Annotated in this window: 22 protein-coding genes; 16 read left to right on the forward strand and 6 right to left on the reverse strand. The window is 64.1% G+C overall.

All coding sequences use genetic code 11. The features are described 5' to 3' along the window. Positions 1-3 precede the first annotated feature (3 nt). Positions 4-2,301 (reverse strand): penicillin-binding protein 1B, encoded by a 2,298-nt coding sequence (mrcB, locus tag QZ501_RS02370; protein ID WP_295716855.1) that lies wholly within the window; start codon positions 2,299-2,301, stop codon positions 4-6. 106 nt (positions 2,302-2,407) lie between these two features. Between mrcB and QZ501_RS02375 the strand changes: the two genes are divergently transcribed. Together QZ501_RS02375 and QZ501_RS02380 are read left to right on the forward strand one after the other, a co-directional pair. Next, complete coding sequence (locus tag QZ501_RS02375) at positions 2,408-3,967, forward strand: bifunctional aminoglycoside phosphotransferase/ATP-binding protein (RefSeq protein WP_295716857.1); 1,560 nt, start codon at positions 2,408-2,410, stop codon at positions 3,965-3,967. A 76-nt stretch (positions 3,968-4,043) separates the two neighbouring features. Then, positions 4,044-4,400 (forward strand): pentapeptide repeat-containing protein, encoded by a 357-nt coding sequence (locus tag QZ501_RS02380; RefSeq protein WP_151441449.1) that lies wholly within the window; start codon positions 4,044-4,046, stop codon positions 4,398-4,400. Between the two features lie 20 nt (positions 4,401-4,420). Here QZ501_RS02380 and QZ501_RS02385 read toward each other — a convergent pair whose 3' ends face one another. Next, positions 4,421-5,320 carry a LysR family transcriptional regulator gene (locus tag QZ501_RS02385; RefSeq protein ID WP_151441450.1) on the reverse strand — a complete coding sequence of 300 codons (900 nt, stop codon included), beginning with the start codon at positions 5,318-5,320 and terminating at the stop codon, positions 4,421-4,423. A gap of 183 nt (positions 5,321-5,503) precedes the next feature. Here QZ501_RS02385 and QZ501_RS02390 point away from each other — a divergent pair, with 183 nt between their 5' ends. Beyond that, entirely contained in the window at positions 5,504-6,667 is a 1,164-nt protein-coding gene (locus QZ501_RS02390; protein WP_295716860.1) for an alkene reductase, read from the forward strand. A gap of 44 nt (positions 6,668-6,711) precedes the next feature. Here QZ501_RS02390 and sfsA read toward each other — a convergent pair whose 3' ends face one another. After that, positions 6,712-7,425: a DNA/RNA nuclease SfsA gene (gene sfsA, locus QZ501_RS02395; RefSeq protein ID WP_151441452.1), complete on the reverse strand. Its 714-nt coding sequence runs from the start codon at positions 7,423-7,425 to the stop codon at positions 6,712-6,714. Positions 7,426-7,589: 164 nt separating this feature from the next. On the opposite strand from sfsA, the gene dksA reads away from it, so the two are divergent. The 10 genes from dksA to pgi all read left to right on the forward strand — a co-directional run bounded on the left by dksA (position 7,590) and on the right by pgi (position 19,248). Continuing rightward, positions 7,590-8,030 (forward strand): RNA polymerase-binding protein DksA, encoded by a 441-nt coding sequence (dksA, locus tag QZ501_RS02400; protein WP_077529412.1) that lies wholly within the window; start codon positions 7,590-7,592, stop codon positions 8,028-8,030. Between the two features lie 18 nt (positions 8,031-8,048). Continuing rightward, complete coding sequence (gene gluQRS / locus QZ501_RS02405; protein ID WP_295716862.1) at positions 8,049-8,906, forward strand: tRNA glutamyl-Q(34) synthetase GluQRS; 858 nt, start codon at positions 8,049-8,051, stop codon at positions 8,904-8,906. Positions 8,907-8,908: 2 nt separating this feature from the next. Further along, positions 8,909-9,085 carry a hypothetical protein gene (locus tag QZ501_RS02410; protein WP_192497396.1) on the forward strand — a complete coding sequence of 59 codons (177 nt, stop codon included), beginning with the start codon at positions 8,909-8,911 and terminating at the stop codon, positions 9,083-9,085. Further along, a complete protein-coding gene (locus tag QZ501_RS02415) occupies positions 9,075-12,035 on the forward strand; it encodes an ATP-binding protein (RefSeq protein ID WP_295716865.1) in 2,961 nt (986 codons plus the stop codon). The genes QZ501_RS02410 and QZ501_RS02415 overlap by 11 nt, the downstream gene beginning before the upstream one ends. After that, positions 12,032-13,447, forward strand: coding sequence for a sigma-54 dependent transcriptional regulator (locus tag QZ501_RS02420; protein ID WP_160899572.1), 1,416 nt, complete (start codon positions 12,032-12,034; stop codon positions 13,445-13,447). Before QZ501_RS02415 ends, QZ501_RS02420 begins: the two co-directional genes overlap by 4 nt. 548 nt (positions 13,448-13,995) lie before the next feature. Further along, positions 13,996-15,357 carry a polynucleotide adenylyltransferase PcnB gene (gene pcnB, locus QZ501_RS02425; protein ID WP_160899573.1) on the forward strand — a complete coding sequence of 454 codons (1,362 nt, stop codon included), beginning with the start codon at positions 13,996-13,998 and terminating at the stop codon, positions 15,355-15,357. After that, positions 15,354-15,842 carry a 2-amino-4-hydroxy-6-hydroxymethyldihydropteridine diphosphokinase gene (gene folK, locus QZ501_RS02430; RefSeq protein WP_160899574.1) on the forward strand — a complete coding sequence of 163 codons (489 nt, stop codon included), beginning with the start codon at positions 15,354-15,356 and terminating at the stop codon, positions 15,840-15,842. Before pcnB ends, folK (QZ501_RS02430) begins: the two co-directional genes overlap by 4 nt. A 53-nt stretch (positions 15,843-15,895) precedes the next feature. After that, positions 15,896-16,690, forward strand: a complete 795-nt coding sequence (gene panB, locus QZ501_RS02435) for a 3-methyl-2-oxobutanoate hydroxymethyltransferase (RefSeq protein WP_295716868.1) — start codon at positions 15,896-15,898, stop codon at positions 16,688-16,690. Next, a complete protein-coding gene (panC, locus tag QZ501_RS02440; RefSeq protein ID WP_151441459.1) occupies positions 16,687-17,544 on the forward strand; it encodes a pantoate--beta-alanine ligase in 858 nt (285 codons plus the stop codon). Before panB ends, panC begins: the two co-directional genes overlap by 4 nt. 21 nt (positions 17,545-17,565) lie before the next feature. Beyond that, positions 17,566-19,248, forward strand: coding sequence for a glucose-6-phosphate isomerase (pgi, locus tag QZ501_RS02445; RefSeq protein ID WP_295716873.1), 1,683 nt, complete (start codon positions 17,566-17,568; stop codon positions 19,246-19,248). Here pgi and folK (QZ501_RS02450) read toward each other — a convergent pair. Further along, positions 19,234-19,746, reverse strand: a complete 513-nt coding sequence (gene folK, locus QZ501_RS02450; protein ID WP_151441460.1) for a 2-amino-4-hydroxy-6-hydroxymethyldihydropteridine diphosphokinase — start codon at positions 19,744-19,746, stop codon at positions 19,234-19,236. The genes pgi and folK (QZ501_RS02450) overlap by 15 nt on opposite strands. Next, positions 19,743-20,099 carry a dihydroneopterin aldolase gene (gene folB / locus QZ501_RS02455; protein WP_295716876.1) on the reverse strand — a complete coding sequence of 119 codons (357 nt, stop codon included), beginning with the start codon at positions 20,097-20,099 and terminating at the stop codon, positions 19,743-19,745. Before folB ends, folK (QZ501_RS02450) begins: the two co-directional genes overlap by 4 nt. Before the next feature lie 57 nt (positions 20,100-20,156). Here folB and plsY point away from each other — a divergent pair, with 57 nt between their 5' ends. Then, positions 20,157-20,738: a glycerol-3-phosphate 1-O-acyltransferase PlsY gene (gene plsY / locus QZ501_RS02460; RefSeq protein ID WP_151441462.1), complete on the forward strand. Its 582-nt coding sequence runs from the start codon at positions 20,157-20,159 to the stop codon at positions 20,736-20,738. Positions 20,739-20,741: 3 nt separating this feature from the next. Here plsY and tsaD read toward each other — a convergent pair whose 3' ends face one another. Next, on the reverse strand, positions 20,742-21,803 hold the full coding sequence (tsaD, locus tag QZ501_RS02465; protein WP_295716878.1) for a tRNA (adenosine(37)-N6)-threonylcarbamoyltransferase complex transferase subunit TsaD: 1,062 nt from the start codon (positions 21,801-21,803) through the stop codon (positions 20,742-20,744). 158 nt (positions 21,804-21,961) lie between these two features. Here tsaD and rpsU point away from each other — a divergent pair, with 158 nt between their 5' ends. Next, complete coding sequence (rpsU, locus tag QZ501_RS02470; protein WP_077529332.1) at positions 21,962-22,177, forward strand: 30S ribosomal protein S21; 216 nt, start codon at positions 21,962-21,964, stop codon at positions 22,175-22,177. Positions 22,178-22,228: 51 nt separating this feature from the next. After that, on the forward strand, positions 22,229-23,971 hold the full coding sequence (gene dnaG / locus QZ501_RS02475; RefSeq protein WP_295716881.1) for a DNA primase: 1,743 nt from the start codon (positions 22,229-22,231) through the stop codon (positions 23,969-23,971). Positions 23,972-23,977: the final 6 nt, after the last annotated feature.

Here is a 23,977-nt window from a genome sequence, read left to right on the forward strand (position 1 = left end):
CCGTCAGAAAATCTGCTGGAACCACCGCTGGATCCGATTGCCCATACCGTCGCTGCAGGGCACCTCTTCCTGGGGTTCCGAGCCCTGTATGAAGGGAATCCGCCTTGCGCCGTCACAGCCCTTCGCCGTAATCCCCCCGGTCTTTGAGTCCACCCAGTGGTAATCCACGGAGCCGGGCACCACCGGCGAAAACGCCCTGGTGGAGCTGTCGGCCATAATCCGGCCCCAGATCTGCAACGCGCCCGAGCCGCCCGTGAGCGTGGTGGCATCGTAATCGTCACCACCCACCCAGACCACCCCGAGATGATCCCCGGTGAACCCAGCAAACCAGCTGTCCCGGCCTTCATTGGTGGTCCCCGTTTTACCGGCCGTGTGCAGCCGTTCCGGGATGAGATTGTACACCGAGCTGCCCGTACCCTCGCGCATCACCTCCTGCATGGCGTAGTGCAGAAGGTGCATCGGCCCTGGTTCAACCACCTGCTCCATCCGCAGGTCGTAACGGGACAGCACCTCGCCCTCCGGCGTGGTGACACTACGGATGCTGCGCAGTGGCACCCGGAACCCGCCGGAGGCGATGGTCTGGTACATCCGCGCCACTTCCAGCGGTGTCATCTCAACGCTGCCCAGGAGCAGGGAGGGGTACTGTGGCGGCTCATCCTCCATGCCCAGCCGCTGGAGGGTTTCGGTCACGGCCGGCACCCCGAGATTCAGCCCGAGCCGGACACTGGCCTGGTTGTAGGAGTGGGAAAGGGCCCTGTGCAGTGGTACCTGACCGTGGGATTCACCACTGAAATTGGCTGGCGACCAGGTATCACCGTTATCAAACTCCAGGCGGAAGCGCTCATCCTTCAGGGGCGAGATCAGAGTATAGCGGGCCGGCTTTTCCAGGGCAGTAAGATAGGTTGCCGGCTTGACCAGGGAGCCGATCGGCCGGCTGGCGTTCATGGCCCGATTGAAGCCAGGGAACCGCGTGTCGCGCCCGCCCACCAGCGCCTCTACTTCACCGCTTTCACGCCCGGTGATCACAACGGCCCCCTCCAGGGTCCCTGCTTCCTGCCCCTGTTCCAGGGCAGCCATCATGCCGCTGGCTCTCGATTCAGCTGTTGCCTGCAACCGCGGATCCAGCGTGGTGAAAATGCGCAGGCCAGCGGTTTCCAGATCCTCGTCCCGGTAATCCCGGGAAAGGTGTTCACGCACCAGGTCCATGAAGGCGGGGTAGCGGTGGGTATCCTCGTCCGGCGCTGCCGCCACATCCAGAGTCCGCCTCTTGAGGGAGGTCGCGCGTGATTCGGTGATCAGCCCCCGATCAGCCAGCAGCTCCAGCACCAGGTCACGCCTGGCCCGCGCCTGCTCGGGCCGGGTCCGTGGATTGTAGTAGCCGGGACCGCGCACCATACCCACCAGCAGCGCCGTCTCATGGAGTTCCAGCTCACTGAATGGTTTCGCGAAGTAAAAGCGGCTGGCCAACCCAAACCCGTGAATGGCGCGTGTTCCGGACTGCCCCAGGTAGGCCTCATTCATGTAGGCCTCCAGGATCGCCTCCTTGGAGTAACGGGCTTCCAGCAGAATCGCCATGATGGCTTCGTTGAACTTGCGCCAGTAGGTCTGCTCACTGGAGAGCCAGAAGTTCTTGACCAGCTGCTGGGTCAGGGTACTGCCACCCTGCACCACCCGCCCGGCCTGCAGATTGGCGATGAAGGCACGGGCGATGGCCGAGGGCTCCACCCCGTAATGGGACGGGAAGCCCCGATCCTCAACCGTCAGCAGGGTCTCGCGGAAGAGCTCCGGCTGGTCGTCGAGCTGCACCAGGACACGATCCTCACCATGGCCGGGGTAGATGCTGGCAATACGGCGGGGTTCCAGCCGTGCAAGCGCCGTCTCCCCGGGAGCCTCGAACCCGGTAATCGTGCCGCTGTCCGCCGTCACCCGCAGATTGCGGGCGGGTTCCCTGCCATCCGGAAAGAGGAACCCGCGCGTCCGGATCCGGAAGCGTCCGCCCTGACGCTGGAACTGCCCGGCATCCCGCGGCGCACCTGAAACCGGCTGATACCCCAGGGCCTCCAGCTCCTGTGCCAGCGCTTCAGCCCCCACCGGCGCCCCTGCGTAGAGCTCAAGAGGCTGCGCATAGACCCGAGAGGGAATTTCCCAGCGATGATCCTCGAACCGGGAGGTCACCTGGACATCCAGATAGATGGTCCAGGCCACCAGCATCAGAATCCCAACCAGCCCCAGTCGCCAGATCAGCCCGATAAAACCTATGCTGCGGCGCTTTTCCTGCTTTCTTCCTGCTTTTCTACTCATGGCTGCCGATTATAGCGCTCTCACACGCCACGTCATGGGCGGTTTCATGTTCAAAACATGACGTCCCCGTTATGATGTTACTGAATACCTCTGCAGGAGCTGTGGAATGGAATCAGGGCTGATCAGTGCCTTACAGACCCCGGAATGCTACCCCCACCCGGTCAGTGATATCCGCCTGATCGAAACGCACATCTCCTGGGTGCTGCTGACCGGCGATTATGTGTACAAGATCAAGAAGCCTCTTGATCTGGGGTTCCTGGACTTCCGCGAGCTCAGCGCCCGCCGGCATTACTGCGAGGAGGAACTGCGCCTCAACCGGCGGCTGGCGGAACCGGTCTACGAGGCGGTCGTCCCCATCACGGGCAGCCCGGAGTCACCGGCGATCAATGGTGATGGCACGCCCATCGACTATGCGGTGCGCATGCGCCAGTTCGACCCGGAACAGACCCTGGACCGGCTGAGCGAGCGGAACGAGCTGACACCGGAGCAGCTGGATGAACTCGCCGAACGCGTCGCCAGCTTCCACGACTCAGTCCCGTCGCTGCCACCGGACAGCCCCATGGCCAACACCGATGACCTCAGGGACGCGATGGTGGACAACGTCACCACCGCCCTGGAGCACCTGCAGGAGGCCGGCGACCGCCAGCAGGCACAGGCCCTGCTGGAATGGATCCGTGACACCTTTGAGCAACAGCGCGAACGCCTGCAGCAGCGGCTGGCCGACGGACGGATCCGTGAGTGCCATGGCGACCTGCACCTGGGCAACATCGCCCTCTTCCAGGGCCGGATCACTGTTTTCGACTGCATTGAGTTCAATCCCGAATTCCGCTGGATTGACACCGCCAACGACCTCGCCTTCCTGCTCATGGACCTGGAAAGCCGCGGCCATCCCGCATGGTCGGCCCGGGTGCTCAACCATTACCTGGAACACAGCGGCGACTATGAGGCCCTGCCACTGCTGCGCCTGTTCAGCGCCTACCGGGCCATGGTGCGTGCCAAGATCGCACTGCTCAGCCCCGCGGATTCCAGCGAGGCCGAACAGCAGAACCTGGACCGGTACCGGCGTTACGCGGAGCTGGCCGAGCGCTACTCCATGATCCCCCAGCCCTGGCTGGCAGCCACCACCGGCTTTTCCGCCAGCGGCAAGTCGCGTTTCAGTTCCGCGCTGGCGGAACAGTTCAGCATGATCCGGCTGCGCTCCGATGTGGAGCGCAAACGCCTTTTCGGGCTCGGGCCAACCGAATCCAGCAACTCCGCGCAGGATGCCGGCATCTACACCCAGGACGCCACACGCCAGACCTACCAGCGGCTCCAGGCGCTGGCCCATCGCGCGCTGGCGACCGGCTACCCGGTCATCGTGGACTCCGCGGCGCTGCACCAGAAAGAGCGGGATGGCCTGTCGGAGATAGCGGAATCGCTGGGTGTTCCCTTCGTACTGATCGCCTGCGAGGCACCGGAATCCGTTCTGCGTGAACGCATCCGCGAACGGGCCCGCCGCAGCGGTGAGGTTTCCGAAGCGGACGAAGCGGTCCTCGATCAGCAGCTGGGCAGTGCGGACCCCATCGGTGAAAGCGAACGCAGCCACACCATCCATGTCCACACCCACACCCCGGGTGCGCTGGAGGCACTGATCCGTGCCCTGGACCCCGGACCACGCGGCCACTGATCACCACGCACGTGGCAGCCAGCGGGCAAACAACTATACTGGGGCCAGAAGCCCGGATAACACTGGACGGACAACAATGGAAGAAGATCTGGCCCGCAGTATCGACGACCCGCTCTATCAGGCGCTGCGCGACGAAAACATCCAGGCCTTCAATGAGGCCCGGGACAAGCTGGAAAAGCTTCCGAGCTTCGCCTATGGCGATTTCCGCGGTCTCGACCTGCGCGGCCTCAATGCGAAGGATCTGGATCTCCGCCACGCCTATTTCCGGGGAGCGGATCTGCGCGGCATTGATTTCAGCGAGACCGCCATGGAAGGGGCCAGCATTGCCCACACCAAGATCTCAGGCTGCTTCTTCCCCCGAGCCATAGCCGCCGATGAGATCGTGATGTCGCTCAACCACGGCACCCGCATGCGCTACAACACCAGGGGCTAGCCCGGAGGCGGCCATTACCTTCAAGCCTGGCCTGGAAACGCCTCCTGCAGAAGGGAGAGCACCCACTGCTGCAGGGGATCCTGGTCGGTACGCGGATGCCAGGCGGCAATAACATCGAAACAGGGCGGTGATTCCTCCAGATCGATGGGGGTTACCAGCGGATGGGGAAGAATCCTTGAGGGCAGGAAGGCGACACAGTCGCTGGATGCAACACAGGTTGGGGCCGCAGAGAAACTCGGGACGGACATAACGATATTCCGTCCGTACCCTTTGCTGGCAAACCAGCTGTCAGCGGAACCAATCAGGTTGGCCCGCGTCGGCGAGACAATGAGCTGTGGCAACTCAGCCACATCTCCGATGGTCAGCTTGCGCTCATGCAATGGCGAGTCATTCCCTGCCACGCAGATGTGATACTCCGAGAAGAGCAGCTTGCTCTGGCAGCTTTCCGGCGCGAAGGCAGGGAACGTCAGGGCCAGGTCCAGCTCACCGGAGGCCAGCATGGCGTGCAGGCGGTCGCTCTCGAACTGACGAACGATCAGCTTCAGGCCCGGCGCCTGCTGTCTGACCCTGGCGACCAGCTCAGGCAACACCACCTCCACCGCATAGTCAGTCGCGGATATGACATAGGTCCCCTGCACACTTGCCGGATCAAACCGCTCTGGGGGAATCAACTGCTCAATACTGTCAAAGACAGCCTTCACCCTCGGTTCGAGCTCCTGCGCCAATGGCGTTGGTACAACACCCTGGCGTGAGCGCAGGAAAAGGCGATCCTGGAAAACCTCCCTCAACTTGTTCAATTGCGCACTCACCGCCTGCTGCGTCATCCCCATCTGACTGGCGGCCCGCGTCAGGCTTCTCTCTTTAAGCAACGCCCTCAGCACACGCAACTGCTTCAGGTCGATATTGCCAATACCACTCATGTTTGTATTTCTCACCAAAAATTACTGTTTCTGTTTGTGATCATACGCCCTTAGTCTTGTGCCCGTCATCGCAGCCATCCAACGACGACTCGGCGTTCCGCGCCAGGTCCTGAACAAACAGGACATCGGCAGGGTCGAGATGCTGCTGCGTCAATGTACCTTCCACTGAAAAGGCCCAGAACCATGAATACTGAATCGCTTTTTGAATCAGTGCGCCTCGGTGATCTGACACTGAAAAGCCGCATCGTGCTGCCACCGCTGACGCGCTCCAGAAGCACCCAGCCGGGCAACATCCCCAATGACATGATGGCGACCTACTACGCTCAGCGGGCTTCCGCCGGCTTTATGGTCTCGGAAGGCACCCAGGTCGAGCCGCGTGGCCAGGGGTATGCCTGGACGCCCGGTATCTCCACCCCGGAGCAGGTTGAGGGCTGGAAAAAGGTCACCGAGGCCGTTCACGCCGAAGGAGGTACGATCTTCTGCCAGCTCTGGCATGTGGGCCGGATATCGCACCGTTCGCTGCAACCGGAAAGGGCAGCTCCGGTGGCGCCGTCCGCCATCCGCAACGAAACCGTTAAGGTGTTTGTTGAAACAGGGCCCGGTGAAGGCAAGATCACTGATTCCGACGACCCCCGTGCCCTGAGCACGGATGAGGTTGGCGAAATGGTTGAGTTATACGCCCGGGCGGCGCGCAATGCCATGGAAGCCGGCTTTGACGGCGTGGAGATCCACAGTGCCAATGGCTACCTGGTCAACCAGTTCATCTCGGAACACAGCAACCAGCGCAGCGACCAGTATGGCGGCAGCCTGCGCAACCGGTTGCGCTTCCTGGAAGAAGTGGTCAGTGCGGTCTCCAGGGAAGTGGGCGCCAACCGCCTCGGCGTCCGGTTCTCACCGCTGTTCGAAAGCACGGACGAAGAGCGCGTCTATCTCGGGCTGGTTGAATCCGACCCCCATGAAACCTATGTGGAAGCGGCACGGATGCTGGACCGTCAGGGCATCGCCTACATCTCGATTGCCGAGGCGGACTGGGATAATGCCCCCGAACTGCCAGACAGCTTCTGCCAGGCTCTGAGGGATGCGTTCAGCGGCGCTCTGATTTTTGCCGGGCGCTATACGCCGGAAAAGGCCCTGCGCATGCTTGAGGCGGGCTATGGTGATCTGTTCGCGTTCGGCAAGCCCTTTATCGCCAACCCGGACCTGCCCCATCGCATCTGGCATGAACTGCCCTGGAATAAAGTGGATCCGGCGACGATGTACGGAGGTAGCGCCCACGGCTACACCGACTACCTCACTTACGCACAGCAGGCCCAGCAGAACGCCCCGGAACCGGAAAGTGTTTCCTGACAGGCCCAGCCGCACGCAGGAGTGGCTCCTGCGCGCGGCAACCCCTATAGAACAACACTCACCTCCCCGCCCGGCTCCAGGGCCTCGGGGGTCATGGTCATCCGCCAGGCCCGACACGCCACGCCCTTATCAACCACCTCGCGCAACAGCTGCGCATACACCGGATCGATACCCTCGGCCGGCCGCACTTCCCGGGCACCGGAATGGCTGACACAGAACAGCAGCATGGCCCGGTCCCCGGCTTCCACCCGCCCCTGCAACTCGCGGAGATGCTTCTGCCCCCGCGCCGTAACCGCATCCGGAAAGTACGCAACACTCCCCTCCGCCAGGGTCACGTTCTTCACCTCGATCCAGACCGGTCTACGCTGTCCGGTGCTGTCCTCCAGAAGCCAGTCGATCCGGCTCTTCTCACTGCCATAGCGGACTTCCGGGCGCACACGGTCATAGCCGGTCAACCCCCCGGGTCGCGCCCCATTCAACAGCTCCCCCATCACGGTATTGGCGCGTGCGGTATTGATACAGGCAACCTCACCGCCAGAGCCTGTCTCCACCAGCTCCCAGGTCCAGGACAGCTTGCGCTTCGGGTTATCGGAATGACTCAGCCAGACCCGGCTTCCCGGCGCATCGCAGCCCATCATGGACCCTGTGTTCGGGCAGTGCGCCACCACCGTTTCCCCGGAATCCAGCGTCACATCCGCCAGAAAGCGCTTATAGCGACGCACAAGGATTCCGGGCGTCAGTGGTGGATCGAATTCCATGGGTAGCTCCCCCAGATGTTATCTGCTACGTTTCGCAATCTTGCCTGCCATGCCCCGCATCTTCTATAAAGAGCGGATGGCGTGGCCAATCCGGAATTGCGGCAATGATGCCGAAGGTCAGTCGCCGGCGCCAGGCCGGCTGCGACTCGAAAGGGGTAACCATTATGTCGAAGAATGAACCCGCTGTTCAGAACGACTTTGCCGACTTCAAGCCCTACCAGCCGGGCGATGATGAAGAGTACATGAACCAGGAGCAGCTGGAGCATTTCCGGAAGATCCTGCTCGGCTGGAAACAGGAGCTGATGGAGGAAGTGGACCGCACGGTACACCACCTCCAGGAGGACGCCGAGAACTACGCGGACCCGAGCGACCGTGCCACCCAGGAAGAAGAATTCAGCCTGGAGCTGCGCACCCGTGACCGCGAACGCAAGCTGATCCGCAAGATCGACAAGACCATCGACCGGATCGACAAGGACGATTACGGCTTCTGCGACCAGTGTGGCGTGGAGATCGGCATCCGGCGGCTGGAGGCGCGCCCGACCGCAACCCTGTGCATCGACTGCAAGACCCTGGCCGAGATCCGGGAAAAACAGACTGGCGTCTGATCCATCCCAGGCGCTGTCATGGCCTACCGCGGCCGTTTTGCCCCATCGCCCACAGGTCCACTCCACTTCGGCTCGCTGGTCGCGGCACTGGCGAGCTGGCTGGACGCGCGTGCGCATGATGGCACCTGGCTGGTCCGCATTGAGGACATTGACCCGCTGCGCGAGGCCCCCGGCGCCGCACAGCGCATTCTGGATACCCTCACGGCCCACCAGCTGGTCCCTGATGAGTCCCCCTGGTACCAGTCCCAGCGCAGCGAGGCCTATGACGCTGCCCTGATCCGGCTCCGGGAGGCCGGCAGACTCTACCCCTGCCCCTGCTCCCGCAGTGAACTCAATGCCCATGGGGGCCAGCACCCCAGGCAGTGCCGCGAGCGGCCGGACTGGAACCAGCCGGAGCCCTTTGCTCTGCGCTTTCCGGTAGAGGCGCATGACGGGCACTGGTATGACCGTGTGCTGGGCGACCAGCCCCTGAGGCTGGTGCGGGAAAAGGACGATGCGGTACTGCGGCGCAAGGAAGGCTTCTACGCCTATCACCTTGCCGTGGTGGTGGATGACATTGCCCAGGGCATCAACCAGGTGGTCCGGGGGCAGGACCTGGCCGAGCTCACCCCAACCCACCTCTGCCTTTACGAAGCTCTGGAAGAGACACCGCCAACCTACCTGCACTTTCCGGTGGTCTGTAACGAGCGGGGTCAGAAGCTGAGCAAACAGGCGGGCGCATCCGCCATCGATGACACCATGGCACCGCGGAACATCAGCCAGGCACTCACCGCCCTGGCGCACCGCCCACCCGGGAACCTCAATGAGAGGCCCGTGGAAGACCAGCTGGCGTGGGCCATCAGCCACTGGGACCCGGACAGGCTCCGGAGGGCATGACCATGTACATCTATCGTCTGGTCTTCCTGCTGGTACTGGCCATCTACATTTTCTCGCCCGACATCATGGACTGGTGGGTCGATCCCGGCAGCGCGTGGTACCAGCCGTTCGGGGTCTGGCTCGCCCTGATCGCCCTCGCCTTCTGGCTCGATCACCGGAGGGACGGCGATGAGCTTTAGTGTGCCAACGCTGCTGCTGATCAGTGCCCTCTACCTGGCGATTCTGTTCGCCATAGCACACGCCACGGACCGCAACTGGCTGCCCCGGCACTGGACCCATCACCCACTGGTGTACGTGCTGAGCCTGGGCGTTTATGCCGGAGCCTGGGCGGTCTTCGGGGCTGTGGGCATGGCCTACAGCTTCGGATACGGGTACCTGGCCTACTACCTGGGGCTCTGCGGCGCCTTTCTGTTGGGGCCAGTGCTGCTGCACCCGATCCTCAGGCTGGCGCGCGGCTACCAGCTCAGCTCGCTGGCGGACCTGTTCACCTTCCGGTACCGCTCCCAGTGGGCGGGTACGCTGGTAACACTGTGCTCCGGCATCGCCATCCTCTCACTGCTCAGCCTGCAGATGCAGGCCATGGCCGGCGCCATCCAGACCCTGGCCCCCGATGCCAGCCGCTGGTTCAGCGCCACCCTCTTCGCGGTTCTGGCAGCCGTGTTCACCGCACTCTTCGGTGCCCGCCGCAGCCAGGGCGTGGAGCGCAATGAAGGGCTGGTCATGGCCATGGCCTTCGAGGCACTGGTCAAACTGCTTGCCCTGGGCAGCATCGCGGTCATCCTGCTGTTCAGCGTTTTCAACGGTCCGGCGGGACTGGAGACCTGGCTCCAGGGCCAGAGCCACCAGGTCAGCGCCCTGGAGCGCCGCCTCAGTGACGGCAACTGGCGCGCCCTGCTGCTGATTTCCTTTGCGGCCGCCCTGGTCATGCCGCACATGTTCCACATGACCTTCACCCAGAACCCGAGCCCCCGTGCCCTGGCGCGCGCCAGCTGGGGGCTGCCCCTCTACCTGCTGCTCCTGGCCCTGCCGGTTCCCATCGTCCTCTGGAGCGCCCGCGCCCTCGGGGTCGCTGGCAGCCCGGACCTGTTCGCCGTCAGCCTGGGCGTGGTGCTGGAGTCACCGCTGCTGGCCACACTCGCCTACCTGGCCGGCCTGTCCGCCGCCAGCGCGCTGACGATCGTCCTGACCCTGGCGCTGTCCGGCATGCTTCTCAACCACCTGGTGCTTCCGCTGCGCTCACCACCGGAAAACCGCAGCATCTACACCTGGCTCCAGAGCGTGCGCCGCCTCCTGATCCTGGCGATCATCCTGGCGGCCCTGCTCTTCCACGCCCTGATAGGCCGCCATCTCGCGCTGGACAGCCTGGGCCTGATCGCCCTGACCGGGGTGCTCCAGCTCCTGCCGGGGGTGCTGGCCGTCATCTACTGGCCCGAGGGCAACCGCAAGGGCGTGATCAGCGGCATCATCGCGGGCATGCTGGTCTGGTTCGCGGGGCTGGTACTGCCGTTCACCACCGGCATTGCCCCCAGTGACTGGCTGGGTCTCCACCTGATGCAGCCCTCGGACATCGACAGCTGGCACGTGCCCACCTTCATGGCGTTGAGCATCAATGTCCTGGTGTTCGCGCTGACCTCCATGCTCACCGGCACCAGCAACGGCGAGGCCCGCGCCGCGGAATCCTGCAGCATCGGGGCCATGGCACGCCCGCCACGGCGGGAGCTGGAAGCCACCTCCTCCGACGAGTTCAAGTCCCAGCTCACGGTGCCACTGGGCAACGAGGTGGCTACCCGGGAAGTGGAGCGGGCCCTGGATCAGCTCGACCTGCCGGCCTCAGAGAGCAGGCCCTACCCGCTGCGCCGGCTGCGCGACCAGCTCGAAGTCAACCTCTCAGGGCTGCTCGGGCCGGCCATCGCCCAGGACATTGTTCAGCGCCATCTCGGCTTCAAGCCCCAGAGCGGTTCCCAGGAACCGCAGCACGACATCCAGTTCGTGGAAGTGGCCCTGGAGGACTACAAGAGCCGGCTGACCGGCCTCGCCGCCGAGCTGGACAGCCTGCGCCGCCATTACCGCCAGATCCTGCAGAACCTCCCCATTGCTGCCTGCTCACTGGGCAGCGACCATGAGATCCTGATGTGGAACCATGCCATGGAGACACTCACCGGTATTGCGGCGGACCGCACCGTAGGCGCCACCCTGGGAGCGTTGCCGGACCCCTGGCGGGAACTGCTCGGCAGCTTCCATCACAGCGAGGCCCAGCACCAGAACCGCCGGCAGGTCGAGCTGGGTGGCCAGCCGCACTGGTTCAACCTGCACCAGAGTGACATTGCCGGTCCCGGCCACCCCGAGGGCGGTACCGTGATCCTGGTGGAGGACCAGACCGAGACACGGCGGCTGGAAGAGGAGCTGATCCACAGCGAACGACTGGCCTCCGTTGGGCGACTGGCCGCAGGCGTGGCCCATGAAGTGGGTAATCCGGTAACAGGGATCGCCTGCCTGGCCCAGAACCTGAAGCTGGAAACCGAGGCGCCCGGCGTACTGGAGACCGCCGATGAGATCCTGAGCCAGACCAACCGGATATCCAGCATCCAGCAGTCGCTGATGAACTTCGCACGCGCCGGCCAGGACGGCGTAAGCAACCCCCATGCACCGGTACGCATACGGCGCTGCGTGGATGAAGCCATCCACCTGCTGTCACTGGCGGACCGCGAATCCCCGAGCCCCTACCGCAACCACTGCGACACCGGGCTGATGATCGACGGTGACGAACAGCGTCTGGTCCAGGTCTTCGTCAATCTGCTCTCCAACGCCCGGGACGCGGCGCCCGAAGGCACGGAGATCCCGATAGACGCCCGCCGGGTGGCAGCCAGCGTGGAGGTGAGCGTCACCGATGAAGGCGACGGCATAGCCAGCAGCGACCTGGATCACATCTTCGACCCCTTCTACACCACCAAGGGGCCGGATCGCGGCACCGGACTCGGGCTTTCCCTTGTCTACAGCATCGTGGAGGAACATCATGGCACCATCAGTGTCGAGAGCCCGGCCAGTGCGGAGACGGGACGTGGAACCCGGTTCGTGCTGCGTTTTCCCGAAGCCCACCCGACGAACGAGACAACGGATCAGCCATCATGAGTCGCATACTCATTGTTGAGGACGAAGCGGTCATCCGCTCGGCCCTGGAAAAACTGCTGACCCACAACGGCTATGAGGCCGAGGGGGCGGACTCCATTGCCGACGCAACGGCGCGGTTCGACCTGAACCACTTCCAGCTGATCATCACGGACCTGCGTCTGCCGGGCGAGCCGGGCACCGACCTGATCCACCGGGCACCGGACGTGCCCGTGCTCATCATGACCAGCTATGCCAGCCTGCGCTCAGCCGTGGATGCCATGAAACTCGGCGCTGTGGATTACATCGCCAAACCCTTCGATCATGGTGAAATGCTCGAATGCGTGGGGCGGATCCTGGCACAGCATTCCGAACCGGAGAACACGCCCGGCCCAGAGAGGGGCAATGGCTCGAACACCGATCCCTCGCACTTCATGTATGGCGACTGCCCGGCCATGCAGCGTGTTTTCCACCTGCTCCGCAAGGTCGCGCCCACGGACACCACCGTGCTGATCATCGGCGAATCCGGCACCGGCAAGGAGCTCGCCGCCCAGGCCCTGCACAACCTTAACCGCCGGGCGCCCTGGAAGCTCATCTCGGTCAACTGCGCCGCCATTCCCGAGGCCCTGATCGAATCCGAGCTCTTCGGCCACGAGAAAGGCGCCTTCACCGGTGCCGTCTCCGCCCGTACGGGCCTGATCGAGGCCGCGGACGGCGGCACCCTCTTCCTCGATGAAATCGGTGAATTGCCCGCCGAGGCCCAGGCCAGGCTTCTAAGAGTGCTTCAGGAGGGCGAGATCCGGCGCGTTGGCTCAACCCAGAGCCGGAAGGTGGACGTCCGGATGGTGGCCGCCACCCACCGCAACCTCAAGGCCATGACGCGCACCGGTGAATTCCGGGAAGACCTGTTCTACCGCCTTAACGTCATGCAGATCCGGTTGCCGCCGCTGCGCGACCGGGAAGACGACATCCTGGGGCTGGCGAAACGCTTCCTGGAGCAGATCGGCGGCCGCATGACCCACCGCGGTTACACCTTCTCGCCGGAAGCCATGCAGCTGATCAAGCGTTACCGCTGGCCCGGAAACGTCCGCGAGATGGAGAACGCCATCGAGCGCGCCGTGATCCTGGCGGATGGCGAAGTCATCACCCCGGAGCTTCTGGACCTGGATGCGGAAGACGAGGAACCCGCCATCTCCACCGGGCTGGTGGGCGCCGACCAGCCCGCCGAGCCCCATGGCCGTGAGGAGGACGCGCCCTCGGACCTGTCCCTCGAAGACTACTTCCAGCACTTCGTGCTGGAGAACCAGGACCGGATGAGCGAAACCGAACTGGCCCAGAAACTGGGAATCAGCCGTAAATCCCTCTGGGAACGGCGTCAGCGCCTGGGCATTCCCCGCAAGAAATCCGGCGCACCGGGTTCCAGTGCCAGCCACTGACGGACTGCGCGCCACTGTTACCCACTGTTACCGTCCGAAACGCTGCTCCGTAGAACACAAAATGTGAGTAACAGTTCACGCCTTCACATTAATCCCTGTTCAGACCTTGCCCCTTCGTAACTCCTTGTCTTAAAAAGGGGTAAAAATTCTGGCACGGCATCTGCTTACTTCAGCCCAAACAAGAAAAAGCGCCCAACAAAAACAAGAACGCGCACTCACAAGGCAGCAGCCCAACAACAAGAACAAGCTGCCCCAAGGGCTCAAAAACAATAATGAATGCCCTTCGAACTGAGTGTTTTGGCAGCCGAGCTTTTTAGCGGCCATTCCGCTCTCTGTTGCAAAAACGTTCCGTTCGTCGAAAACAGTCGAGCGCCGATAACAAGAACAACAATGCACGCCGAATAATAACAAAAACACTGTCAGACTGAATCCTGTTTCGGGGCTGCCTTCGGGCGGCCCCGTTTTGATTCCGCCCTCCGGACTCGCGCCAGCCCGCTTGAATCGTTACACTCGCGCTTTCGGGTCAGACAGAATCAGCAAGAGACTCCATGGCGAGACGTTTTCTGGAACGGGTACAGAACTGGCTGAGCCAGCTCGGCGGGCAGAACGGGACCGCTCCCCATGAACCCCGCATCATTTCGCGCGACGAACACAACATCTCACGCCAGAACATCAGCGAGTCCGCGAAGAAGGTGCTGCACCGGCTGAATCGCTCCGGGCACGAAGCCTATCTGGTCGGTGGCGGTGTGCGTGACCTGCTCCTTGACGGTCACCCCAAGGACTTCGACATCGCGACCAGCGCCACCCCCGAGCAGGTGCACGAGCTGTTCCGCAACTCGCGCCTGATCGGCCGGCGCTTCAAGCTGGTCCATGTGCTTTTCGGGCGCGAGGTCATTGAAGTGACCACCTTCCGCGGCTCGCCCAAGGACGCGGATAACGACCCACACATGGATGTGAACGACCAGGGCCGGCTGCTGCGCGACAACGTCTACGGCACCCGGGAAGAGGACGCGCTCCGGCGCGACTTCACGGTCAACGCGCTCTATTACGACATCCGGGATTTCACCGTCCACGACTACGCCGGCGGCGTGAAGGACCTGCACAACCGCCAGCTGCGGCTGATCGGTGACCCGGTCACACGCTACCAGGAAGACCCCGTGCGCATGCTCCGGGCGGTGCGTTTCGCCGCCAAGCTGGACTTCACCATCGCCGAGGATACCGCCCAGCCGATCCGTGAGATGAGTTACCTGCTGGAGGACATCCCGCCGGCCCGGCTGTTCGAGGAAGTGCTCAAGCTCTTCACCGCCGGCCAGGGTGAGACCACCTACGGCATGCTGAAGCGCTTTGACCTGTTCGCCCCCCTGTTCCCGGAATCCGCCAGGGCCATCGCCGAGGGCGAGCCGGACGGCGTGATCCGGGAAGCACTGGCCAGCACCGATCGCCGGGTCCGCCAGAACAAGCCCATAACCCCCTATTTCCTGTATGCGGCACTGCTCTGGCCGGCCCTGCAGCAGGCCTGGCGCCAGGAGGAGGCGGAAACCGACCAGCCGCCCTACCAGGCACTGCAGCAGGCGGCCGGCGAGACCATCCAGAACCAGACCCAGGCCACCGCCATCCCCAAGCGCTTCAGTACCCCGATGCGCGAGATCTGGGAGCTGCAGCTGCGGCTGGACAAGCGCAGCGGCAAGCGCGCGGACCGACTGCTGGAGCACCCCCGCTTCCGGGCTGCCTATGACTTCCTGCTGGTGCGCGAGGCCGCCGGCGAGGACACCCAGGGCCTGGGCGCCTGGTGGACGGAATACCAGGATGCCGATGCCGACCGGCGCCGTGAAATGCTCCGCGCCCTGGGAGGCGGGGGCAAGAAACGCAGCGGCCGTAAGCGCCGCAAGCCCGCACGGAACAACTCATGAGCGTGACCGCCTGGATCGGCCTTGGCAGCAACCTGGACAGTCCCCTGCAGCAGCTGCACCTGGCTCTGGAAGCACTTCACCAGCTGCCGGAGACCACCCTGGCGGATGCGTCGCCCATCTACCGCAGCAGCCCCGTTGGCCCATCAGACCAGCCGGACTTCCTCAACATGGCGGCCAGGCTCGACACCGACCTGGACGCCACCACACTGCTGAAGCAGCTGCTGCGCATCGAGGACGCGCAGGGCCGGACCCGCACCCGCGTATGGGGCCCCAGGGTGCTGGACCTCGACCTGCTGCTCTATGGCCGCGAGACCATCACGCAGCCCGAGCTCACCGTCCCCCACCCGGAAATTCCCAACCGGGATTTCGTGCTGCGCCCACTGCTGGACCTGGACCCGGACCTGAGCCTGCCCGATGGGCGACGCATCGACGACCTGCTCCGCGAATGCCCGGATAACGGCCTGACGCCCGTCACGCTTGCCTGAACACAGAGCCCGCTTTACCCTTGGCAGGATCCAAACGGAATCGGGAGCCGCTCATGAGCACCACCATCCAGTCGCTGCGGGACTACCGCGAGAAAGGGCAGAAGTTCAGCTGCCTGACCGCCTATGACGCCACCTTTGCGGGCCTGCTCAGCGACTGCGGCATTGACGTGCAGCTGGTGGGCGATTCGCTGGGCATGGTGCTCCAGGGCCGCGAGAGTACTGTGCCCGTGAGCATGGAGGACATGGTCTACCACACCGAATGCGTTGCCAGAGCCCAGCCCGAATCGCTGGTCATGACGGACCTGCCCTTCATGAGCTACGCCACCACCGGGCAATGCCTGCACAACGCCGCCCGCCTTATGCAGGCCGGGGCCCAGATGGTGAAGATCGAGGGCACGGACTGGATGGCCGAAAGCGTGCGCCAGCTGACCGAGCGCGGCGTGCCCGTCTGTGCCCACCTCGGCCTGACGCCCCAGTTCATCAACAAGCTGGGCGGTTACCGCGTCCAGGGCAAAGGGGCTGAAGCGGCTGAACGCATGGTCGCCCATGCCCGCCGCCTGGTCGAGGCCGGGGCGGACGTGATTCTGCTTGAGTGCGTCACGTCCTCACTGGGAACCCGCATCACCCGCGAGGTGGGCGTGCCGGTGATCGGCATTGGCGCCGGCCCCGATACCGATGGCCAGGTACTGGTCCTGCAGGACATTCTCGGCATCAGCCGTGGCCATAAGCCCCGGTTCGTGAAAGACTTCCTTCAGGAGAACGGCTCCGTGGAGGGCGCCGTACGCGCCTACGATCAGGCCGTCAAGAACGGCGAATTCCCCGACAGCAAACACAGTTTCAGCGGATGAAAACCGTCCATACCGTCTCCGATCTCAGATCCGAACTCAGAGCCCACCGGGACGCCGGGGCACGCATCGCGCTGGTGCCCACCATGGGCAACCTGCACCCCGGCCATCTGGCCCTGGTCGAGGAAGCCCGCCAGCAGGCGGACATTGTGGTCACCAGCATCTTCGTGAACCCGCTGCAGTTCGGGCCCAACGAGGATCTCGACAGCTACCCGCGCACGCTCGCGGAGGACCAGGAAAAGCTTGAGTCCCGGGGCAACGACCTGGTGTTCGCCCCCAGCGTGCGCGAGGTCTACCCCAACGGCATCGAGTACCACACCCACATCACCGTGCCGGTGATCACGGAGCTGCACTGCGGGGCCAGTCGCCCCGGGCACTTCACCGGCGTCGCGACCGTGGTCACACTGCTGTTCAACATGGTCCAGCCGGATCTGGCGGTTTTCGGTGAGAAGGACTTCCAGCAGCTGGCCGTCATCCGCAAGCTCACGCGCGACCTGTGCCTGCCCATCGAGATTATGGGCGCGCCCACCTACCGTGAACCAGACGGGCTGGCCATGAGTTCACGCAACAACTACCTCAGTGAACGTGATCGTGAGCGGGCAGTGCGCCTGTACCAGATGCTGTGCTGGGCGCGGAACGCTATCCAGGAGGGTCGCCGCGATTACAGCACCCTCTCGGATGAGGCCATCCGGACGCTCGACAGCGAAGGCTTTCATCCGGACTACTTCAACATCGTCAACACCGACACCCTGGAGCCGGCAAACCACGAGGACACCCGGATCACCATTCTCGCTGCCGCCTGGCTGGGGCAGACACGGCTGATCGACAACCTCAGCCTGACCCTCGATAACAACTGAATCGCTCAGGGAGACGAGCCAGTGACCGAGCAACAATCCCTGCCACCACTCACGGAAACGCCCGAGTGGTCCGCGCTGATGAATCACCGGGCACAGCTGGAAGGCCTGCCCCTGAAGGATCTCTTCCAACAGGACGCTCAGCGCTACCCACGCATGACGCTCGAGGCCGCCGGCCTCACCCTGGATTACTCCCGCAACCGCGTAACCGACCAGACCCTCGGTCTGCTGGCAGACCTGGCCCGGGGGCGTGGTCTGCCGGAACGGGTGAACGCGCTGTTCCGTGGCGAACAACTCAACACCACGGAAAAGCGGCCCGCCCTTCACACCGCACTGCGTCAACCACAGGACCAGCCGGTCCAGGTGGACGGAGAGAACATCATGCCCGCCATCCAGGCGACCCTGGAGCGCATGGAGGTCTTCACCAACGCCGTCCGCGGTGGCGAGTGGCGAGGCATGAACGGCGACACCATCACGGACGTGGTCAGCATCGGCATCGGCGGCTCCTATCTGGGGCCGCTGACGGCAACAGAAGCCCTGACGCCCTTCCAGTCCGAACATCCACGCTGCCACTACGTCGCCAATGTGGACGGCAGCGACATCCGGGAGACCCTGGCCGGACTCAACCCCGCGACCACCCTGTTCCTGGTCCAGTCCAAGTCTTTCACCACCCAGGAAACCCTAGCCAACGCCCGCGTGGCACGCCAATGGTTCCTGGACGGCGGCGGCACCGAAACCACCGTCCAGCACCATTTCGCCGCCGTTACCGCCAATGCGGACCGTGCCCGGGATTTCGGCATCGCCGGGGACAGCATCTTCCCCATGTGGGACTGGGTCGGCGGGCGCTATTCCCTGTGGTCGGCCATTGGCCTGCCGGTTGCCCTGGCCGTGGGCATGCCGCGATTCCGAGAGCTGCTGGCCGGCGCCCATGCCATGGATCAACACTTCCAGCAGGCGCCACCGGAACAGAACATGCCCATGCTCATGGGACTGATGGGGCTGTGGTATATGCACGGCTTCGGCGCGGAATCCCAGGCCGTTATCCCGTACGACCACTACCTGCGCCACCTTCCGGAGCACCTCCAGCAGCTGGACATGGAGAGCAACGGCAAGAGCGTATGCCTGGACGGCAGCCCGGTCAGCCACCACACCGGCCCCGTCATCTGGGGCGGCCCCGGGGTCAACGGCCAGCATGCCTACCACCAGCTGCTGCACCAGGGCACGCGGCTGGTGCCGGTGGATTTCATCCTGCCACTGACCAGCCACAACCCCGTGGATGGCCATCACGCCATGCTGGCGGCCAACTGCCTGGCCCAGGCCCGGGCCCTCATGCTCGGGCGCACGGAACAGGAAGTGCGCGCAGTGATGATCGCGGAAGGTATGGCGGAAGACGAGGCCCAGCGCCTGGCCCCCCACCGGGCCATCCCCGGCAACCGCCCCAGTAACCTGCTCACCATGGAGCGGCTGGAACCGGCCACGCTGGGCGCACTGATTGCACTGTACGAACACCGGACCTTTGTCCAGGCAGCCATCTGGCGTATCAATCCGTTTGATCAGTGGGGAGTTGAACTGGGGAAGGAAATCGGTGGGCAGATCCTGCCCGCCCTGAACGGTGAGCCAGAGACCGACATGACGTTCGACAGCGCTACTGCCGGCCAGATTGCCCGTTTCCGGGCCGCACAGGGCAGCGGTTCAGGTTCGCGGTGAGATCCGCCGGCCCTGCCAGTGGAACTCGATGGGCCAGAGGCGCTGGTCTCGCTCGTAGGACTGCCACAGGTCCGCGTAGCGCTCCCCGCTGACCGGATGCCGTTCATCCGGCGCAATCTCGGCCAGGGGCTGCAGCACAAAGGCGTTACTCAGGATTTCGGAGCGGGGAAGCTCCACGCCATCAATGGTACCCACCAGAGCGCCATAGGTAAGCACATCCAGATCCAGGGTCCGGGAGCTGAAGCGGGGCCGGTTGCGCTCCCGGCCATTGTCATCCTCGACCTGCTTGAGCCATTCCGCCAGCGGCCCCACGGGTTCGTCGGTGTTCAGGGCAACCACGAGATTCAGGAAGTTCTCACCCTCAAAGCCCACTGCCTCGCTCTCATAGACAGAGGAGATGGCCAGCTCGCCGAAGCGGGCTGAAAGGGCATCCAGCGCGGCGCGGACGTTCACCACGGTGTTCTGGTTGGAGCCGATACTGATGTAGACCCGATTCATTCACCTTCTCCCCGTTCCACCACCACGCCCACGGCCTCAGCCCCGGGAACGGCGCCGGGCTTGCGCAGCACAATACGCCGATAGCCGACGCCGAAATCATCCGCAATCATGGCCGCGAGCCGCTCCGCCGCCGTTTCAAGCAGGCGGAACCGCCCTTCCCTGAGGCACTGCGCCACGGCTTCAGACACCGCTGCATAGTCCAGTGCCAGTGTCAGGTCGTCCCCGGCGGCCGGCGCGCGATTATCCCAGCGGAGGTCCAGATCCACAAGCAGACGCTGGGTCACCGCCCGCTCCCAGTCCAGGACGCCGATCACAGCGTCAACGGCCAGCCGCTCAATGAAAACGCTATCCATTCCAACTCCCGGGTTGATCCATTATCCTGAAGACCCGATTACGGTTCAGGGCCTTCGATGGAACTGCTGTTCGCACTCTTGCTTTGTGCACTGGGCTACCTCAGTGGCTCGATCCTGTTCGCGCCCCTGGTCTGCCAGCTGCTCAATGCACCGCCGCCCCACCTCTATGGCTCCCGAAACCCCGGCGCCACCAATGTGTACCGGATTGCCGGCCCCGGGCCGGCCGGGCTCACGCTGCTGGGCGACGCCCTCAAGGGCTGGGCGCCGGTTACCCTGGCCCAGTACCTGGACGTCAGCCCCGCTACCCAGGCGGCGGTTGCCCTGGCCGCTATAGCCGGGCACATGCTGCCGGCGTTTTCGCGCTTCCGGGGCGGCAAGGGCGTTGCCACCACCCTGGGGACAGGGCTGGCGCTGGCCGCCGGCACCATTCTCGCCATGGCGCTCATCTGGCTGCTTGTCTTCCGGCAGTGGCGCATCGCCTCACTCGCGTCCATCATCGCCGCCGGCAGCGGTCCGATTATCGCGTTCCTGCTCAACCCTCCCCATACCGGGCTCTTCCTCATCATTGCCCTGGTGCTGTTCGTCCGTCACCGGGACAACCTGGTCCGCCTGGCACAGGGCAGCGAACACCACCTCTGAGGATCATACCGTCTGGCGCAGCCCCTCGAGGCGGCCCTCCTCCAGCCCGGGCAGTTCGGTCAGAGGCCAACGCGGAACGGCCAGCATCTCAGTGCCATCCCGCTGCCCCGCAACCAGCCGCTCATGGCCGGCGTAGGCGATCATCGCACCGTTGTCCGTGCAGAAGTCCAGGCGCGGGAAGAACAGTTCCGCCTGATGGCTTTTCTCAAGCGCTGTCAGCCGCTCCCGCAGCGCCCGGTTGGCACCGACGCCACCCGCCACCACCAGACGCCGCACTCCAGTCTGCTCCATAGCCCGGCGACATTTGATCGCCAGCGTATCCACCACGGCCTGCTCGAAAGCCAGGGCTACATCCGCACGCAGGGTCTCATCCGCACCGTCCGGGCCCGCTTCGTCACGCAGCGTGTTGCGGGTGTAGGTCTTGAGGCCACTGAAGCTGAAATCCAGGCCGGGCTTGCTGGTCATCGGCCGCGGAAAGCGGAAACGCCCCGGCGTCCCCGAAAGCGCCATCTTTGCCACCGCCGGCCCACCCGGGTAGCCCAGCCCCAGCATGCGCGCCGCCTTGTCGAACGCCTCGCCGGCTGCATCGTCCACTGACTCGCCCAGAAGCTCGTAACGCCCGAGCGCCTCGACCTTCACAAGCTGGGTATGCCCACCGGAGACCAGCAGGGCTATAAAGGGGAACGCCGGCGCCCGCTCCTCCAGCATGGGGGCCAGCAGGTGCCCCTCCATGTGATGGACGCCAAGCACCGGCACATCCAGCCCGCGAGCCAGGCCATGCGCAAAAGTGCTGCCCACCAGCAGCGCACCGATCAGCCCCGGGCCCGCCGTGTAGGCAATGGCATCAATGCCCTCCCGGCCACAGCCGGCCTCATCAAGGACGCGCTCACACAGCGGCAGCAACCGACGGATGTGATCGCGGGACGCCAATTCCGGCACCACGCCACCGTAGGCGGCATGCGCCGCCACCTGGCTGTGCAGGGCGTGGGCAATCAGGCCATCGTCGCCGTCGTAGAGGGCAATGCCGGTTTCGTCGCAGGAGGTTTCTATACCGAGTACGCGCATGATCACCGCTTCCTGAAGAACGGGGCATAGTGTACCAGAGCGGAAAGCCACACCCTCTCTTTACAGTAGCGGATCGAATGCGTAGACTTGCGGATCCTGAAAAGGCAGTGCCTTTAGAGCATCAATCTGACAACGGATTTTAAGGTAGGTGATTTCGCATGCCCGCTGTGAAAGTGAGAGATAACGAACCGTTTGACGTGGCGCTTCGCCGCTTCAAGCGCTCCTGTGAAAAAGCGGGGGTTCTTTCGGAAGTGCGTCGTCGTGAGCACTATGAGAAGCCCACCGAGGTGCGCAAGCGCAAGCGAGCCGCAGCGGTGAAGCGTCATCTCAAGAAACTGCAGCGTGAACAGAAGCGTTTCGAACGCTATTACTGATCACCCGGACGCCCGCCTCGCGCGGGCGTTCCTGCTTTGGGGCCCGGAACCATGGCCGGCATGATCCCCCAGACCTTCATTGAGACCCTGCGCGACCGGGTCGATCTGGCTGAAATCATTGGCCAGCGCATGCCGCTGAAGAAATCCGGCGGCAACTACAAAGCCTGTTGCCCGTTCCACGACGAACGCACTCCCTCGTTCAACGTCCGCCCGGACAAGGGTTTCTACCACTGTTTCGGCTGTGGTGCCCATGGCGACGCCATCGCGTTCCTGCAGGAATACGAGAACCAGAGCTTCACTGAAGCCGTCGAGGCACTGGCCGCCCACCTGGGTCTTGAAGTGCCCTATGACCAGGCGACCCGTGAAACCATGAAGCGCAGCCAGAGCCTGACCGGTGCCCTTGAGGAAGCCACCCGTTTCTACCGCAATGCACTCCGGGAGCATCCATGGAGCAGCCTGGCCCGGGACTACCTGGCCAATCGCGGTGTCAGCGAAGACATGATTGAGCGCTTCGCCCTGGGGTTCGCGCCACCGGAAGGCGACGCCCTCGCCAAACGCGTGAATGGTGAAACCCGCAGCGCCCTGCTCACGGTCAAGGCCCTGAACGAGCGTAACGGCCAGGTTCGGGATCTATTCCGCAACCGGCTGATGTTCCCCATCCGCAACACGAGGGGCCGCACGGTTGCCTTCGGCGGGCGCCCTCTGGGCGATGACAAGGCCAAGTACATCAATTCGCCGGAATCCGAGGTCTACCACAAGAGCCGTGAGATCTACGGGCTCTACGAGGCCCGCCAGGCCTCGCGCCAGCTGGATTCACTGCTGGTTGTGGAAGGCTACATGGACGTCATCGCCCTGGCGCAGATGGGCATCGCCAATGCCGTGGCCGCCTCCGGCACCGCCACCAACGAAGAGAGCCTCCAGACCCTGCTCCGCGCCTCACACCACCTGATCTTCTGTTTTGACGGCGACACCGCCGGCCATCGCGCCGCGGACAGGGCCATGGAAAACCTTCTGGGCATGCTTGAGGACGGCATGCACATCCAGTTCCTGATGCTGCCGGAAGGCGAGGACCCGGATTCACTGGTGCGTACTGAAGGGGGAGAGGCGTTTACGCGGCGCATGGAAGCCGCCAAGCCCCTGTCGCGCATGCTGTTCGAGCGCCAGGGTGAAGGCCTGGACCTGAGCCAGGCCGAACACCGGGGCGAGCTGCGCAGCCGCGTGGAGCCCATGCTCCGGCGCATGCCCCGGTCCGCCATCCGGGATGCGCTCTGGGAAGAACTCCAGCGCCTCACCCGCCGCCCACCCGGTGGTCGCGGCGACAGGCGCGGCAACAGTTCCGACCACCCCCACCATGGCCAGCCGCAACACGCCAGCCAGCCGGCCATGGCGCTGGACCGTGATACCCTCCTGGCTCTGGCGCTCTATTACGAGCCATCGCTGGCCACCGAGGTGACGGCCGTACCGCAGGCAGCCAGTCACTACCCTTGCGCCCATGCATTCGCGCAATGGATCCTCGAGAGCGGGATCGAGACGCGCAGTACCCTGCTGGCGGAAATGGCTTTCTCCGCCCCGGCCCGGGAGCGCTTCGCGGGCCTGTTCAACCGTATTGAGCATTTCCCGGAACACGAACCACTGCTTGCGGATGCCCGGCATATGCTCGGGCGGGCACGCTCACGCCAACAGGCCCGACAGGCCAGCGAGATACTGGCCGGACGCAAGCCCAGTGAGCTCACCGAAGACGAACGCCAGGAGCTCCAGCGCCTGCGCGAGAACCGCCTGCGGGATACACACTGACACCGA

The organism is uncultured Halovibrio sp., from assembly GCF_913056445.1.
Taxonomy (GTDB): domain Bacteria; phylum Pseudomonadota; class Gammaproteobacteria; order Pseudomonadales; family Oleiphilaceae; genus Halospina; species Halospina utahensis_B.

Coding starts and splice junctions, on each gene's coding strand:
- dksA (WP_077529412.1), top strand. CDS start 7,590: ATGTCGAAGAATGAACCCGCTGTTCAGAACGACTTTGCCGACTTCAAG.
- dnaG (WP_295716881.1), top strand. CDS start 22,229: ATGGCCGGCATGATCCCCCAGACCTTCATTGAGACCCTGCGCGACCGG.
- QZ501_RS02380 (WP_151441449.1), top strand. CDS start 4,044: ATGGAAGAAGATCTGGCCCGCAGTATCGACGACCCGCTCTATCAGGCG.
- QZ501_RS02375 (WP_295716857.1), top strand. CDS start 2,408: ATGGAATCAGGGCTGATCAGTGCCTTACAGACCCCGGAATGCTACCCC.
- gluQRS (WP_295716862.1), top strand. CDS start 8,049: ATGGCCTACCGCGGCCGTTTTGCCCCATCGCCCACAGGTCCACTCCAC.
- QZ501_RS02415 (WP_295716865.1), top strand. CDS start 9,075: ATGAGCTTTAGTGTGCCAACGCTGCTGCTGATCAGTGCCCTCTACCTG.
- folK (WP_151441460.1), bottom strand. CDS start 19,746: ATGAATCGGGTCTACATCAGTATCGGCTCCAACCAGAACACCGTGGTG.
- folK (WP_160899574.1), top strand. CDS start 15,354: ATGAGCGTGACCGCCTGGATCGGCCTTGGCAGCAACCTGGACAGTCCC.
- folB (WP_295716876.1), bottom strand. CDS start 20,099: ATGGATAGCGTTTTCATTGAGCGGCTGGCCGTTGACGCTGTGATCGGC.
- QZ501_RS02410 (WP_192497396.1), top strand. CDS start 8,909: ATGTACATCTATCGTCTGGTCTTCCTGCTGGTACTGGCCATCTACATT.
- mrcB (WP_295716855.1), bottom strand. CDS start 2,301: ATGAGTAGAAAAGCAGGAAGAAAGCAGGAAAAGCGCCGCAGCATAGGT.
- rpsU (WP_077529332.1), top strand. CDS start 21,962: ATGCCCGCTGTGAAAGTGAGAGATAACGAACCGTTTGACGTGGCGCTT.
- panC (WP_151441459.1), top strand. CDS start 16,687: ATGAAAACCGTCCATACCGTCTCCGATCTCAGATCCGAACTCAGAGCC.
- QZ501_RS02390 (WP_295716860.1), top strand. CDS start 5,504: ATGAATACTGAATCGCTTTTTGAATCAGTGCGCCTCGGTGATCTGACA.
- sfsA (WP_151441452.1), bottom strand. CDS start 7,425: ATGGAATTCGATCCACCACTGACGCCCGGAATCCTTGTGCGTCGCTAT.
- QZ501_RS02420 (WP_160899572.1), top strand. CDS start 12,032: ATGAGTCGCATACTCATTGTTGAGGACGAAGCGGTCATCCGCTCGGCC.
- tsaD (WP_295716878.1), bottom strand. CDS start 21,803: ATGCGCGTACTCGGTATAGAAACCTCCTGCGACGAAACCGGCATTGCC.
- panB (WP_295716868.1), top strand. CDS start 15,896: ATGAGCACCACCATCCAGTCGCTGCGGGACTACCGCGAGAAAGGGCAG.
- pcnB (WP_160899573.1), top strand. CDS start 13,996: ATGGCGAGACGTTTTCTGGAACGGGTACAGAACTGGCTGAGCCAGCTC.
- QZ501_RS02385 (WP_151441450.1), bottom strand. CDS start 5,320: ATGAGTGGTATTGGCAATATCGACCTGAAGCAGTTGCGTGTGCTGAGG.
- plsY (WP_151441462.1), top strand. CDS start 20,157: ATGGAACTGCTGTTCGCACTCTTGCTTTGTGCACTGGGCTACCTCAGT.